10 protein-coding genes and 1 pseudogene are annotated in these 15,761 nt (G+C 37.7%); 5 read left to right on the forward strand and 6 right to left on the reverse strand.

Annotated features, from left to right (window positions below; translation table 11 throughout):
* Together gmtZ and gmtY are read right to left on the reverse strand one after the other, a co-directional pair.
* Entirely contained in the window at window positions 1–4,806 is a 4,806-nt protein-coding gene (gmtZ, locus tag L659_RS0120070; RefSeq protein ID WP_024591677.1) for a gamma-mobile-trio integrase GmtZ, read from the reverse strand.
* A complete protein-coding gene (gene gmtY / locus L659_RS0120075; RefSeq protein ID WP_024591678.1) occupies window positions 4,803–6,107 on the reverse strand; it encodes a gamma-mobile-trio recombinase GmtY in 1,305 nt (434 codons plus the stop codon). The genes gmtZ and gmtY overlap by 4 nt, the downstream gene beginning before the upstream one ends.
* Before the next feature lie 138 nt (window positions 6,108–6,245).
* Between gmtY and L659_RS0120080 the strand changes: the two are divergent.
* The 4 genes and pseudogenes from L659_RS0120080 to L659_RS0120095 all read left to right on the forward strand — a co-directional run.
* Window positions 6,246–6,584 (forward strand): annotated as a pseudogene (locus L659_RS0120080) (GreA/GreB family elongation factor); the annotation flags it as partial.
* A gap of 116 nt (window positions 6,585–6,700) precedes the next feature.
* Window positions 6,701–7,012 (forward strand): hypothetical protein, encoded by a 312-nt coding sequence (locus L659_RS0120085; protein WP_007584977.1) that lies wholly within the window; start codon window positions 6,701–6,703, stop codon window positions 7,010–7,012.
* Window positions 7,013–7,062: 50 nt separating this feature from the next.
* Window positions 7,063–7,644, forward strand: a complete 582-nt coding sequence (locus tag L659_RS0120090) for a CBS domain-containing protein (protein ID WP_007584976.1) — start codon at window positions 7,063–7,065, stop codon at window positions 7,642–7,644.
* Between the two features lie 168 nt (window positions 7,645–7,812).
* Window positions 7,813–10,140, forward strand: a complete 2,328-nt coding sequence (locus L659_RS0120095) for a Tex family protein (RefSeq protein WP_024591680.1) — start codon at window positions 7,813–7,815, stop codon at window positions 10,138–10,140.
* 72 nt (window positions 10,141–10,212) lie between these two features.
* Here the strand turns inward: L659_RS0120095 and L659_RS0120100 are convergent, their stop codons facing one another.
* The 3 genes from L659_RS0120100 to bioH form a co-directional block, all read right to left on the reverse strand.
* A complete protein-coding gene (locus tag L659_RS0120100; protein WP_024591681.1) occupies window positions 10,213–11,067 on the reverse strand; it encodes a putative metalloprotease CJM1_0395 family protein in 855 nt (284 codons plus the stop codon).
* 4 nt (window positions 11,068–11,071) lie between these two features.
* Complete coding sequence (locus tag L659_RS0120105; protein WP_007584971.1) at window positions 11,072–11,380, reverse strand: hypothetical protein; 309 nt, start codon at window positions 11,378–11,380, stop codon at window positions 11,072–11,074.
* 90 nt (window positions 11,381–11,470) lie between these two features.
* Window positions 11,471–12,208: a pimeloyl-ACP methyl ester esterase BioH gene (bioH, locus tag L659_RS0120110; protein WP_010554945.1), complete on the reverse strand. Its 738-nt coding sequence runs from the start codon at window positions 12,206–12,208 to the stop codon at window positions 11,471–11,473.
* Between the two features lie 74 nt (window positions 12,209–12,282).
* On the opposite strand from bioH, the gene L659_RS0120115 reads away from it, so the two are divergent.
* Entirely contained in the window at window positions 12,283–12,960 is a 678-nt protein-coding gene (locus tag L659_RS0120115; RefSeq protein WP_010554946.1) for a ComF family protein, read from the forward strand.
* A 223-nt stretch (window positions 12,961–13,183) separates the two neighbouring features.
* On the opposite strand, the gene L659_RS0120120 is transcribed toward L659_RS0120115, so the two are convergent.
* Window positions 13,184–15,727 (reverse strand): M14 family zinc carboxypeptidase, encoded by a 2,544-nt coding sequence (locus tag L659_RS0120120; RefSeq protein WP_024591682.1) that lies wholly within the window; start codon window positions 15,725–15,727, stop codon window positions 13,184–13,186.
* Between the last annotated feature and the right edge of the window lie 34 nt (window positions 15,728–15,761).

The raw sequence follows: 15,761 nt of genomic DNA on the forward strand, positions 1-15,761 counted from the left end.
TTAATCTACCTGATTTAACGGTGTTGAGCTTGCGAATAATGATTTAATATCCATTAAGGTCAACCTTTCTTTTTCTAAAAAGTCGTTTAAAGCTAAAGTACCATTTATTAGCTTATCAAGCTTCTCCCAGCTTTGAAGTCTTGACAGCATAAGCTGTGTCATTTGATTGCCAACCGCAAGTTGCTGCTTCTCTGTTAGAAAGATAAATTGAGGATTCATTCCATTGTTCAGCAACATCCTATCAAGAGCCTGGCTTCTCCGTGTAACTGCTAGTTCATCACTACAGCTATGATAAAGTTCAGCATTCTCACATACTTCTGAAAGTTGCTGAAAACTGCTAACATCATCGAGTTCAAAGCTAATTTCAAACTCATTAGGTACTATTAACTGAAGCTTTGAACCTTCTTGTTGCTTATCGTTATTTATTACTTTTTGACAATTGGTCAGATGCTTATGAAGCGAGTTCATGTCAGCCATATACAGATCCAACTTTTTAGCTCTAGTTTCAATTTCTGAATTTAATTTGCGTCTGAGAGCTTGAAGCTGTTGCTTTTCATCTTCTAATTGCTGATTTTTTTGTTTATACAACTCATGTGAAATAACATCTACTTTGCTAGCTGCATTATTTAGCTCTTTTTCTAAGCTTGTAAAGCGATATGATTGAGTATTAACGGCTAAACTAACCTCATTAAAAAGTGCTGAAAGACCCATCATAAAAGCTGGACCTGTGACAAAAAACCTGCATTGAATACAGTTTTGTTCACCTAGGTAACCTGCATTCACAGGGTGATATATATTTGCCTTTGTTGCAACCGCATCACCGCCTTCTCTACAGAACGCACCGCCAACAGGGCAGATTCCAAAGTCCTTAAACAGATAGCTAGAAGCAGGTCTACTATTGTTTAAAGTCTGCAGAAATTCAGGGTTATTTCCAAGTAATTGCTTTTTACATTCTTCAATTCGTTGGGATTCAATAAAGCTTTTTAAAGTATCCGACCCATTGCTTAAAGCTTGTTTTTCACCAAGCTTCAATTTTTCACGAAGATTAGCCCCCGTTTTATCGCTTTTTAAGTAGTAAATCGACATCACAACAGATGAGTGGCCAACTAGCTTCATGATGACTTCCAGTGGCATACCAAACTCATAAACGTATGCATTAATTAAACTCACACGCATAGAATGAGGAGTATATTCAGATTTAAATAAGCTAAGAGCAATGCCCTCTTGCTGTTCAAGTTGAAGATGACATTCTTTGAAACTTTTTCCAGCATAAGTTGCAGAAGTCAGTTGGTCTTTCGAAGCAAAAAATAGTGCTGCTGCAAGGCGGCTTGCTAAACGAGATCCAAAAAAACCAGGCTCTTCATTTTGATAATCTCTGAACAAAAAACAATTAATACCTTTTTGTTTTCTCTGTACCTCATTTAAATTAGTTCGCCTACAATCAAACCACTTTGTTGGTTTTGAAATAGGGTTATACTTTTCTTGCCACTTTCTCAACTTAATGAGCCAATAAGCTAATTCGATTGGCATAAATGCTATGGTATAACCTTCACCACTAAAGTGAGTTTTATTTGAAGTATAATGGACACCAAAGTCATTATCTTTGGTTTTGTTTATCATACTTTGTTGTTTTGTTAGACCCGTTAACTTATTCCGATTTGGTTTCCAGATAATTGCTCCATTTTTAATATCCGGCACTTCAGCATCTGCCTCACCCGAATCACAATAAACAATTTGTCTTCCTCTTGCAGGTAACTGCATTAATGCATATGTATAAGTCCAGTATATTGGTAGCCAAAGGAATGTTCTATCTCCTTCCTGCCTGATAATACAATCAGGATCTGTATCATCAATAAGGGATAAATCATTGATTTGAATCCAATCTGCTGAGCTTCTGTGAAGGTGTTTGAGATCTGAATAGTTAGTCTTATTTTGAATCTCATTAGGAGGGAATATCCACTCTCTAGCACTTTTTACAAACTGATAAGGCAAAGCTAATTTATTTGTTTCATTGAGTAAAACTGGTGCTATTTCATCATCAAAGTTAATTCGGACAAAGGGGTTTCTTGCTCCTTTAATTCTAGAAATTTCTCCCGTTTCAGGATCTTCAACAGTTAAAAAGTTAACAATAGTCCAATTTAAAAACTCATTAACTGAAAATAACCACTTTTTCTTACGTAAAACAGATTCCTTTTCAAACAAATCTAACATTGGTTGTATATTAGTTTTATCCCTTATAAGGAACTCTAAAGGAGATACTTCATAATTATTAGGTTCAATATATTCACGGACAAACTCACATAAATCTTTAACCTTTGTATCACCAGCTTTAGCAGATTTCAAAAATTCAACTATGGAATCTGACCATAATTTCCATTTTGGATCAAAATATTTAATTTGATATGGTCTATTTGTCCCAAGAAAATTATATGCGTTTGTCCAACCACATGTTTTATAAGTCTCTTCTGGCGAAGAAGGAATTCGCGGATCATGTAGTTTCGTACGCATATTTTTATAATCTTTTAAAGTCTTACATTTATATTTAAGTACTATTAAACGTAGTTCTTCATATGAATATGGCCGAGAGATGTTTAATAAATCATACCAATCAACCCAATTTTCAAACTTCTTATCTGGCTTGCCAGGTAATTGTTTATATTTTTTTTGTACCTCCCGGTACTGCTTCGAGTTACTAATATTAAGTATTTTGCATGCTTTTTTGAGTATTTCTAAGTTATCAACGATTTCAGGTAAGACAAAATCTATCCAATTTGTCCAACTAATAGAGTAATAGCTGTCAGGGTTTTTAGGTAAATGCAAATCAGCTAAAGGACATTTTTTATAATCGGCAAAACTAATAACATTTAAAGTTTGGATAATTTTCTTAGCATCTTCATAAGACTTAAAAATTTTCTTTTCCAAATCTAGAAACTCTGTCCAATTTATCCAATCATCTGCATATATAGAAAAAGGTTTTACAGTTAAACGTGGATCTTCTTTATACCTGGTTTTGTATTCTAACAAAGAGGATACTTTTAGTGCTTTCGCTGCATTATGAGCTTCTGTATAAGTGGAATAAAACTTGCTCGCTACTTTAAGAAAGACTTGCCAAGACTCCCATCTATGGATATATGTTTGTCGTGGAACTGATGGTAATTTCAAGTCTTTTTTATAGCTTTCTCGATATTCAGCAGCTGTTTTGATACCTAATTCAATAACAGCCTCCTGTGCTTCTTCATAACTATGAAATTTAGGGGTACTTCCTAGAAAAGTATGCCAATTAATCCATTCTTTGCAATATTTTACACCGGGGTTTGCTGGTAAGTAAGGATCTAAGTGATACTTACTTTTATACTCCTTAAGAGAAGTGATATTCATTGCTTGCGTGGCTTGCATAGCTTCAATAAGAGTTAAATATTTTTCTTTCTTTGAAGTATTTAAAAAAAATTTCCAGCCAAGCCAGTCTTTCAAGTAGACTTGGTCTGGACAAGATGGAAGTTTTGGGTCATCCAAACGTTTTTGTTTATATTGAACTAATGTAGTGACTCCTAGTTTTTTTGCAGCAACTTTAGCTTCCTCATATGTCAGATAAAACTGTATAAGCTTTTTACCTAAAAAATCCCCCCAGTTTATCCAGTTCTCTTCATATACCTTATATGGTTGTGATGGTAGTTGGAGATCTTCTTTAAAACGTTTCTTATATTCGCTGTTAGATTTAATTCCTAGTGCTTGAGTGGCACTTTTGGCATCTGCGTAAGAAGTATAAAACTTGTAAGTTTTATTTAAAAAGTGGGGCCAACCATGCCAACTTTTGGCATACTTTTTATTAGGCATACCGGGGAGCATTGGATCGTTGTGATAGTTCTCACGGTATTCAGTTACTGAAATTATACCAAGCTTTAGAGCTGCTTTTTGAGCAAGTTCATAACTTTCATAAAATTTAATATCTTTTCCTAGAAAACTAAACCAGCCAGGCCATTCATCTTTATATTTTCTAGTTGGTTTCGCTGGTAGTCTGGGGTCTTCTTTATAGCGTTTAACATATTCACTACTAGATTGAATTCCTAAAGATATAACTGCTTTTTTTGCCGAGCTTAAATCAAAGTAGGATTCATCAAATGTATTTAAAAAATGCTGCCAACCCTCCCACTCTTTAAAAAATACCTTGTCAGGGGAGAAAGGTAGTAGAGGATCATTCCTACGACACGAAATGTAAGCTTTTTTGGTCTTAATTCCAAGATCTAAAACAGCTTTTTGAGCTAAGCTATACGAAGTATATACCTCTTTTTCCTTACCTAAAAAAGATTTCCACCCTTTCCATTCGCTTGAATAAGTTATTCCTGGGACTGATGGCAACTGTGGGTCTTGTTTATATTGTGCCATATATTGAGTACTTGTCGTAATACCCAACACACTCACAGCTTTTTCCGCGAGATCGATAGAGCTATAAAAATTTTGATTAGTACCAAAAAAATCTCTCCAACCCTTCCAGTCATCTTCATAGTAAATATTCGGTGTGCTAATCAGTAAAGGGTCTGATTTATATTGTCTCTTATACTCTTCCCTTGTACTGACGCCTAGTGCTTGTATTGCTTTTTTAGCATCAGATAATTTAGCATAAAATTCTTTTTTTGTGCCAAGAAAACTCTCCCAATCTTCCCATTCATTTTTATAGATATTATTGGGCGTACTAACTAGCAGCGGATCTTCTTTATATCTTAGTTTATATTCTTTGGTCGTTTTTACACCAAGCAATTGTGCATGTTTTTTGGCTAGTGCGTATTCTCGATAAAAGTACTTTCTCATATATCGTTCTTTCTCATTACATTACGAATATCGATATCATTAGGTTTCAAATAAACCAAACAACTGAAAATACTTTTATGATGCATAGCTTTTTGTATCTCTAACTGATTGAAGCCGGCTTGGTTTAAACTATATCCATAAGAATGCCGATGAGAATGTGGGCTAGTACCGAAGCATTTTCCAGCCTCAAGTCCAATTCGCTCGACTCCACGCTTATACTTTTGGATAAAATTCTTTTTAGATTCAGGGTCTCCATTTGAGTTAGTAAAAAGATATGGATGATTTCCAGTAACTCTTACTGCTAAATATTGTTCCAGTAACCAAGCCAGTTCTTTAGCTTTGTTATTTGGAAATATCATGACATCAAAAGAAAGATTTTGATTCGTTAATCGAGGTTGCTTCCATCCTGAATAAAGCCTATGAGAGCGTTTATATTCATTGCGTGGTTTTTGTCGAAAGCGAGTATTTAGATACTCCCGTCGATTAGAGAAACCTAGCTCTGGACTAGCTCCATCGCTTGGATGAAAAACTGAAAAAATTGCCGTACTATTTTTTACATCAATAGTAATATCACGAATATATATGTGAAAGCATTCAGATAGTCTTAGTCCACCATAATGCATTAACATAACTATTAGGACGCATCCGAAATCAACTTCTCTTGTTCGATGATTGAGAAATCCATATTTCAAGAAGCGTTGAAAGTACTCTTCTGGAAATCGATTTACAGACTCAATAGATAGTAAATGATTCATTGGCCCTTGAATGCTTCGTATCATTGCGAATCTATTTTTAGATGGGTTACTCAGATGATTTAAAAAGCAATTAGATTCACGTTTATAGTAAGCACACCAGCGCATTCGTTCTTCAGCTCTAGTAGCTTTTCTTAATGGATTTAGGTTAGGAAGATCATATCCATAGATTTCATCAAGATAGTCACAATAACAATTGATATGACTCAATAACACATTAACATCTTCAACCTTTCGCGGGGACCAATACAAATTCGAGGGATCATTCTGTGAATCATCTATTGAGCCAAAGCAGAGAACATCAACAAACGAACGTAATAGCTCAGTTGCTGATGTGAATGTACTTGTATGAGCATTCATAAACTTAAGCAGTTGCTCAACCGCAAACACATTTCGTTCAAGCCAAGACTGAGATTTATTACGTTTTGTATAAAGAAATCTAAGATGTGAAACTAATATACCTTTATCTGTTATGAGTAATGGCAAGCTAACAGACAAGACAGATTGATTTGCTTTATAATCGACACGCCGTTTTAGAATATAAGCCAAAATACCAATCCAATAAATTGTACTATTAAGTATATAGTTAGTGACACTAATACAACTAGGTTTAGAATATTAATATTGATTTAGCAAATTATATTACTCATTTAATGATAATTAGTATGGTTAGTAGAGTAGAACTAATATCAATATAACAAGCGTTTGCTACGCCAAATTGACCGTCGTGTACGCTATTTACGCAAACGCATACCTGATTTAAAAATCATCGACTACTCTCCCGTTCAAGATGGAAAAGTGTTTTTTGGTGCATGGGTCGAAATTGAAAACGAAGAAGGTGAAACTAAAAAATTCAGAATTGTCGGACCTGATGAAATTTACGACCGAAAAGATTACATATCAATAGACTCACCTATGGCGCGGGCGCTGATTAAAAAACAAGTAGATGACGATTTTGAAGTACCTACTCCTCAGGGTAAAAAGCAGTGGTATGTAAACAGTATCGATTACCAAAAAAAGAAATAAAAAGTTTTGATTCAGATCATGTTAACTTTTGATTGTGTAAATTAAAGCAATAAGCTATAACTGAATTATTCAAGTTGATTTGTTTAATTTGAAAGCAGTTAATTAAGGTCGTGATTATGTCAAACATAGTACAGCGCATATTAAATAATGCCGTATTGTTTGCACTTTTAATGAGTGTAAGTTTGACGCTGCATGCCAGTAACACTGAAGTAAACCTTGATAACGCTAAACTATCTAATCACTTTATTGCTTGTGACATTCCTGACCAAGCAAACCTCGATTTTGACGTAGACTCTCACGTTAATACTATTACCTTTAGGTCGCCTCAACCACTTCCTAATGTCGTAGATTCTTTTTATAAGAGCACCAATCTAAACAGACCTTTTAGCACTGCGTACCAACGCGGACCACCTAGCTATTTAATTTAATTCATTATTTTACAACTTAATTAAATTTTATAACTACTAAGGTGACTACTATGTCTAACTTTAAAGAATTACGTACTCTAAATGTTTCTCACGGCGTTATTGCAAGCACATTTGCAGATGACCAACCATTGATTGATTTATCATCTCCAGCGCTAAAAATGGTAAATAACTTTACTCAAAAAACGCCTATTCGTGCAGAGCATACAACAACGATTACAGATGCACTTAAACAAGTTAGTGCACAACAATCTGATTTTGTTTTAGTAACCGACGAGAACCAAAAATTGATTGGTCTTGTTTCTAGCGCCGATTTACAAAGCTCTAAAATTACTATTATTGCAGAGCGTTTAAATACCCCACGAAGTGAAGTAAGCTTGCGCGATATTATGACGCCAATTAGCCGACTTACAGGTGTAAGCATGCAAAGTTTAAGCTATGCATGTATTGGTGATGCGCTGCAAACAATGGAGCATCAAGGTGTAATGTTTTTATTAGTAACAACAGCAAGTAGCGAAATTTGTGGTTTAATTTCAGCTCGCCAAATAGCTAAAACATTACATATTCCACTACATATTAGCCCTATTGCTCACTCTTTCAGTGAAGTATTAGAAAACATTGAGCATCCTCACTAGGGCGCTCTTTTAGTTGAATTGATTTACTCCCTTCCCAACCATCTTAAAGCAAGTGAAATAGCTTGCTTTAAGAGCTTTTTATTACTACCTCCTGTGATATTATTCAAGCAATTAACGGCGCCAGTAACACGCTTCTGGTCTTATTTTATTGTATAAAAAGGTTTTTGCATGAGCGATATCTCTGCACGTTTAGCCGGTGAGTTAAACGCACAGCAGCAACAGGTTGTTGCAGCTACAAAATTACTTGATGAAGGCGCAACTGTTCCTTTTATTGCCCGCTACAGAAAAGAAGTTACCGGCGGCCTAGACGACACCCAATTACGCCTTTTAGAGCAGCGTTTATCGTATTTACGTGAACTAGAAGAGCGCCGTAGTTTTATTTTATCGACCATCGAATCGCAAAATAAATTAACGCCAGAGCTAAGTGCCGATATAACTAATGCACAAAGTAAAACTGAACTTGAAGATTTATACCTACCTTATAAAGCTAAGCGCCGTACTAAAGGCCAAATAGCAATTGAAGCTGGTTTAGAGCCACTTGCAGATGCACTATTTAAAGATGCTAACCTTGACCCAGAGCAACAAGCAGAGCAGTTTGTAAGTGCTGAAAAAGGCTTTGCAGATACAAAAGCGGTACTCGAAGGCGCTAAATTTATCTTGATGGAGCGCTTTGCTGAAGACGCAAAATTACTTGCTAAATTTAGAAGCCACATTAGTCAAAACGGCGCAATTGAAAGCACTGTAATTAAAGGTCAAGAGCAAGCGGGTGCAAAATACCGTGACTACTTCGAGCATCAAGAACTTCTCAAAAAAGTACCTTCTCACCGTGCGCTTGCTATGCTTAGAGCCCGAAATGAAGGTGTACTTCAGTTAAATGTTAATCCAGAGCCTAGCGCTGAAAATTCAGCGCAACTATGTGCCAACATGATTGCTGACCATTACCGTTTAGATATTAAATATAAAGCGGCAAGTCCTTGGTTATTAAACGTTGTGCAATGGGCGTGGAAAATTAAGTTAGGATTACACCTAGAGAATGAATTTTTTGCAGCAATGCGCGAAAAAGCAGAAGCTGGTGCAATCGACGTATTTGCTAAAAACTTAAAAGATTTATTAATGGCAGCACCTGCAGGCCCCCGTACTACTTTAGGTCTTGATCCAGGCCTTCGTACTGGCTGTAAGATTGCCGTTGTTGATAGCACAGGTAAATTACTAGCTACACAAACTATTTTCCCTCATGCACCACAAAATCATTGGGATAAATCAGTGCGTACGTTAGAGCAACTTTGTCGTCAGCATAAAGTTGAGCTAATTGCGATTGGTAACGGTACTGCATCACGCGAATCAGATAAGTTGGTTGCTGAGCTTATGAAAGCAAACAGCGAACTTAAGCTTAGTAAAATTATGGTTAGCGAAGCGGGTGCATCGGTTTACTCAGCTTCTGAATTTGCAGCTAATGAATTCCCAGATTTAGATGTTTCTATACGAGGGGCTGTCTCTATTGCGCGCCGCCTTCAAGATCCTCTTGCTGAACTTGTTAAAATTGAGCCAAAATCAATTGGTGTTGGCCAATACCAACACGATGTATCGCAAAGCCAATTAGGCCAAAGCCTTATTTCAGTAGTTGAAGACTGTGTAAACTCAGTAGGCGTAGATTTAAACATGGCATCGGTACCGCTACTTACACGCGTATCTGGTTTGAACAAAACATTAGCGCAAAATATCGTTAATTATCGCGATGCTAACGGCACATTTACTAAACGTAGTGAGCTTAAAAAGGTTGAGCGTTTAGGGCCAAAAGCATTTGAACAAGCGGCTGGTTTTTTACGTATTAACAATGGTAGCGATCCACTAGATAACTCATCAGTTCACCCTGAAGCTTACCCTGTTGTTAAACGTATTTGTGAACGCAATAGCGTAGATGTCAGTAACCTAATTGGTAACAGCGACTTTTTAACTAAACTTGCTGCTAATGATTACACTGACGAAAAGTTTGGCTTACCAACCGTTACCGACATTATTACTGAGCTTGATAAACCAGGTCGAGATCCTCGCCCTGAATTTAAAACAGCTGAGTTTAAAGCCGGTGTTGAAAAAATTAGTGACCTAAAACCAGGTATGATTTTAGAAGGCGTGGTTTCAAACGTTGCTAACTTTGGTGCGTTTGTTGATGTAGGTGTACACCAAGATGGTTTAGTGCATATTTCAGCAATCACGAATAAGTTTATATCAGATCCGCGTGAAGTTGTTAAAGCTGGTGATATTGTAAAGGTTAAAGTTGTTGAAGTAGACGCTGCACGTAAGCGCATAAGCTTTACTATGCGCTTAGATGACGACATTGACACAAGTAATAAGTCAGCAGCGCCAGCTACGCAAAAGCCACAAACACGTGCTAATAATTCGCAACCTCGCGCTGCAAAGCCTAAACGTGACAATGGCAATGCGTTAATGGGTAATGCATTTGCCGATGCGTTCGCTAATGCTAAAGTGAAAAAATAATACTTGTACAGCTAAGCTAAAACGAAAAAAACCGCGTAAGCGGTTTTTTTGTGGTTACGTTTTACTAAATTATTAACTTAACGCTGAAAAACTACTTTGGCTCGCTGGCGATGTAGCCATTTGATAAAAGTTAGCAATACGCCCCGCCCGTGCCTCAACATCGGCATCACGTGTTTGCTCGTCACTTTTAGCTGTTTTTGTATCGCTGCTTTCATCGCTAGAGAATGACGCTTCAAGTTTACTTTTTGCGTCTTCGTCGTCTTCTTTTTCAGGTTGTGCAAGCTCAGCCTGAGCCGCTGCTAGCTTTTGCGTAGCATCTGCAGCAATAGAGCGATCAGCTCCCGAAGGCTCTGCAGGCGCTAATGCGGCAGCGCGTACCGTTTGCATTTTGTCTATAGTCGCTTGCGGGTCACCCGGAATTTCTGACACATCTATTTGTACTTCTCCGCCAACTGCGTAGTTAGTACCATCTGGGCCACGTTGATACTCATAGCTTGGCGAGCCAGCATGTTGCCCACCTACAGAAGCGTGCGCTTGCTCGTGTATTCGTACTTCAGTATCTCGTGCTTTTAGCTCTGTAATTTGTTGTTGTTCTTGTTCTAATTGCAGCTCTTCTTGCTCAGATTCTTTTTTCTCGATTGCTTCACTTTCTTCCTCAGAGCCCTCAGGGTTTTCTGAGTTTCCATCGCGCTGCTGAACTGACTTTTCGTCTGCTATTTTTCCCGTTGCGTTATACGTCGCATCATCGCTACTGCCTGGTAATTTTGCTTTTTCAGAATCACTTTGCGCTTTGGTTTCTGTATTGCTTGCGCTACTAGATGCGGGAGCAGGAATAACTTCGCGTAGTTGGTTGTCACGCCGTGCAGTTTCCGTATAAACATTTGCAGTGTTTATATTGATAGACGGAAATGGCGTGACAATATTCATAATACTAAACTTTAATATCGATTAACGTGCCAAGTACATCATCGGCCGTTTGAATTGATTGCGTATTTGCCTTGGCATTAAACTCTTCAACTTTTAAGTTAACAAGCGCTTCATCAACACGAGCAGGCTGTGCTACAGGTGCAGTAATAGCTTCTTCAGGGCGTGCTGCTGTAAGCTGACGTTGCTGCGCTAATTGCGCGTCATCTTGCTGTTCTATACTGGCACGGTTAATCTCAGCACTGGCCTTTTCAATACCTTGGCTAGCTCGATTAAACCCTTCTACACCACTATTAAATACAGATCCTATTGGCATATTAAAACCTCCACCAAATAAACATTGTTTAATTATCGCTCAGGTTCTGCTCAAAATAAAGCTTTAAACAGCGCTATTCTTAGCTCTATTTTAAAGCATTGATTTAACGACAGATAAAAACTCACTTTTATGAGAAATAAATGGCGCGTGCGACGCTTTATCTAGCACCTCGTATTCAAACTCAGTATTTAGTACTGACATTTCACTAATTGCTTTATAAGGCACTAAGGCATCAAGTCGGCCAAATACTCCTTTGATAGGTACTGGGCAATGAGCAAATAAATCACGTAAATCGTCGTTTTGTAAAATATCTAAACCAGCACTCAGGGCGTCGCTTTGTGGTGCGCTGTACTGATTTAGTAATTGTTTAAGCAGCTTTATATCATCACGCGCCGACTCGCTACCCATCGCTTGAATAGCTAAGAAGCGCTCTATTGTTTTTTCTCGATGATTAACTAACTGCTCTTTAAACTGCGCCAATACATTCGCTTTTATTCCGGGCCAATTATCTGCCTCCGCAAAAAAAGGAGTCGATGCAATTAAAATAACTTTTGATACTTTTTCAGGCCAATGCTTAGCAATATAAAGTGCAAATAATCCACCTAACGACCACCCCATTAAAATGGTCTTCGGCTTTAACTGCTTACTTAAAGTTTCTGCTGCATCATGCAAAGTATAAGGGCTTGGGCAAACATGGCTATTGCCAAACCCAGGTAGGTCAAGGCTACGTACACTTCCTGAATATAAAAACTCAAGTTCTGGCTGTACTAACTGCCATACGCCCTGATTCATTCCCCAACCATGTAATAACACTAACTCATTTTGCATATTTGCCTAACCTTTACCAAACTTAGGCTCATCATAACGTTTAAAAAGGCGATTGCAATGCAAGGAGCGAGTCAGTGAAACAAGCCATTTTAAATTGGTTATTTCCCTCTTATTGCGTGCAATGTCAAAATACGATTACGACCTCTTTAGGGCTTTGTGATTATTGCCTTGAAGATTTACCATTGTTTGATTTTAGTAAGCATAAGAATTTACTGCATCGACCCGATATTGTTGAGATGTTTCCTAATTGCGAGTTTGATAAATTATTTGCCTGTGCTTTTTATCAACCTCCCTTTGAACATTGGCTTAAAAGGCTAAAATTTAATAATCAAATTCATTATAAAAAGGCATTGCAGCAAGTTATACAAAAACAATTAACGCAGTTTTTTGAGCAAAGCCCTACTTTGCCAGATACCTTTATTATTTTACCTCTTCATAAAAGCCGATTCATTACTCGCGGGTTTAATCAGGTAAGCCAAGTTTGGCAACCATGTTTAGCTAATTACGCATCAGTGAGTAACGTACTTATTCGCAATAAAAAAACACAAGCCCAGTCGGAGCTATCTAAAGCAAAGCGTATTAAAAACTTAAAAAATGCCTTTATTTGTACAGAGGATATGGGCGGTAAGACAGTCGCTATTGTTGATGATGTGATGACGACAGGGGCAACATTAAACGCAGCTACTAGTGCACTAAAACAAGCAGGCGCTAAACAAGTGTGGGCTTTTACAACTTGCTTAACGCCTATTTAATTATTAAAAATTATTATACCAATCCGCAATAATACTTGATCATTTTGCGGGGCTAAACGTGTCGCTGCCTGTGTTAAAAAATTCTCATTTACGACTGCATGGATGCAGAAGGTAGAGCAATGCAGGAGCAATTGCCGAGAACAACTAAATAGCGAATTTTTTGCCTAGCTATCAACACGTTTTTCCATCCTCAAAATAGATCACTTAATTAAGCGAATTGGTATTATTCGCCATTTGCACGAAACGTATGACCAAAAAATAAAGCGTTGCTTAGTAGTCGACTAGTCCCATACCAGTAACCTCTAAATACAGGGTCGTCGGTCATGCCTATCACTGTACCTCGTCCGTATGAGTGAGCAATTAATCCTGCGCCGCCAGCAACTTGCTCAACATTAACGGCATCGGTAAAGCCTGCCAATAATGGATTTTTAGTGTAGGTAAGTACATTTACGAACGGAGCATCAGAAGCTTCTAGCAACCAAGTACTGTTTTTGAATACGGGCAATGTATTACGCTTAAGTGAAAATGTAAGCGGATGAGTTAAATCTACATTAGTATTAAAAATAGCACCTGCAATGCGTTGACGTCCTGCTAAATGATCTTTATCGCCATAACTTAAACCTGTCGTTTTAAATGCACTTGCTACATCTTGTCGTGATAGATAGCTTGCTTTGAGTAATTGCTGATCAGCTAAAAATTTAGCGCCGCCTTTGTGACCCCAAATAACGCCGCCTTTCCTTACCCAGCTTTTAATAGCCACTTTGTCGGCATCAGATAAGCTATTGTAATTGCCATGAGCAAGCACAATATGACTGTAGTCACTTAACTCGAGTGAACTAAAGCGGTTCATTTCAACAATTGTTGGTGCAACACCTACAAAGCGATCTAGGTAATACCACACTTCGCCGACTTCGTACTGGCTTNGCCCGCCAATAAGCAGTACTTTTGGAGCACTAACAACCGCCATTGATCGCGACCCTAAATCGGCTCCTTTGCTTGTTAAGCCTGATGTAATAGGTTTGATTGCAATACCAAACTCATTTTGTGCTTTATTTAGCAAGGTAATCCAATCTGTATTTGTTTGTAGTCCAGCCGGTATAATAATACTTCCAGGTTTAAAATTAATTTCTCCTGATGTTGATTTAGCCGTTAATGCTTTTAGCGCTACACGTGCTTTTATACCTTGCTGTAATAAGCTATTTAACATTTTAGGTGCTAAATAATCATCCCACGAAAAACCAAATGCGTAACCTTCGGTGAGTGAAGAAAATGATGGGGTTGCTACTTTTTCCCATGCTTTATCAGCAACTTTTAATCCCCAACTACTTTTAACTTTAGAAAATGGCAAATTAAACGCATGCGCTAATGTCCAGCCAGATACATCGTAAAAAGTATTATCGGCAAAGTTTTTTTGCTCACTAAAAATCGCTTTTACCAAACGATATTGTGGTTGTGCTAATGGTACAAAATAGCTATGTGTACTGAAATTCTTACCATCTGCTTTTAATGATTTAGTAAGTGGGTAAGCGTTAATTTGGTGCTGCTTTAACAATTCTAAAAAGTGCATAATACGGGTGTTGTCGCTTGCACCTTCAACAACATACCCTTCAAAGCTTTCATCGCTGGCTAAATCAGTAGCCTGATTATAAAATTTAGCCTGGTAATCAAGTAATGCTTGGCGGTTATCAACTGCTGCCTTAAAGGTAGATAAACTCGTTAACAGTTGATTTTTAATAGTGAAAGGAAAGCTCAAAGGTCCATTTATAGTGTCTTGAATATGTCCACGAGAACTTGCTTGCTCAAATAAAATGCCTATGCCGCCATTTACATCGGGATAGGTTGAACCTTTACCGTAATAGAAGTCATCAAAGCTTTCTTCAGTAAAATAAAGTGCGTTGTTTTTATCTAACGTTTTTGCGTGATAGTTAGCAATCGCTTTAGTTAACGTTACATTTTCATCAGGTGTTATTGGGTGTTTACGGCTTGGAATACCTGGCTGAAAAAAGTAACTGCTGTTTGGTCCCATTTCATGAAAGTCAGTTAAAATATTTGGTTTCCACTGATGAAATTTAGCAATACGCGCGCGCGATTCAGGATGCTGTAGTAATAACCAGTCACGATTTAAATCAAACCAGTAGTGATTGGTACGACTACTTGGCCAGTTTTCAACATGTTCACGGGTTTTAGGGTCACTTGATAAGTTCATGCCTCGGTTACTGTTTGCCCAATTAGCAAAACGAGCAAGCCCGTCAGGATTAAGTGAAGGGTCGAGTAAAATAACCGTGTTATTTAATAGCTCATCTATTTCAGTACCTTGTGCAGCAGCTAAGTAATATGCCACCAGCAAAGATGAGTTACTACCTGATGACTCATTACCATGCACACTGTATCCCATCCATACAACAGCAGGGTCGTCTTGTGCTTTACCACTGTTATTACTTAAGCGTGCTAAGTGAGCTTGGCGTGTCTGCTCTATGCTTGATAACTTATCAGCAGCAGTAATTGTTAGCATTACTAACGGGCGTTGTTCATGCGTGCGGCCAATCACCTCAAAATTTATACGGTCGCTTTTATCAGCAAGTATTTCCATATAACGTACGAGCTGATCGTGTCTCACGTGCCACTCTCCTACTTCGTAACCGAGTACTTGCTCAGGAGTAGGAATTGAAGGGTCAAATTTTACATCTTGTTCAAAATAATACGAAAGTGGCTTAGCTACACTTGAAAAGCTAAGCAACACCACCATTAATGTTAATACCAAACGCATATAAATCACTCAAAAAATGTTCGTTGTTTGCACG

The organism is Pseudoalteromonas sp. S8-8 (assembly GCF_000497875.1).
In the GTDB taxonomy this organism is placed as follows: domain Bacteria; phylum Pseudomonadota; class Gammaproteobacteria; order Enterobacterales; family Alteromonadaceae; genus Pseudoalteromonas; species Pseudoalteromonas arctica.

What these genes read in the sequence shown, in the direction of transcription:
- gmtZ (WP_024591677.1), bottom strand. Translation starts at nt 4,806, where the DNA reads ATGAGAAAGTACTTTTATCGAGAATACGCACTAGCCAAAAAACATGCA.
- L659_RS0120085 (WP_007584977.1), top strand. Translation starts at nt 6,701, where the DNA reads ATGTCAAACATAGTACAGCGCATATTAAATAATGCCGTATTGTTTGCA.
- L659_RS0120090 (WP_007584976.1), top strand. Translation starts at nt 7,063, where the DNA reads ATGTCTAACTTTAAAGAATTACGTACTCTAAATGTTTCTCACGGCGTT.
- L659_RS0120095 (WP_024591680.1), top strand. Translation starts at nt 7,813, where the DNA reads ATGAGCGATATCTCTGCACGTTTAGCCGGTGAGTTAAACGCACAGCAG.
- L659_RS0120100 (WP_024591681.1), bottom strand. Translation starts at nt 11,067, where the DNA reads ATGAATATTGTCACGCCATTTCCGTCTATCAATATAAACACTGCAAAT.
- L659_RS0120105 (WP_007584971.1), bottom strand. Translation starts at nt 11,380, where the DNA reads ATGCCAATAGGATCTGTATTTAATAGTGGTGTAGAAGGGTTTAATCGA.
- bioH (WP_010554945.1), bottom strand. Translation starts at nt 12,208, where the DNA reads ATGCAAAATGAGTTAGTGTTATTACATGGTTGGGGAATGAATCAGGGC.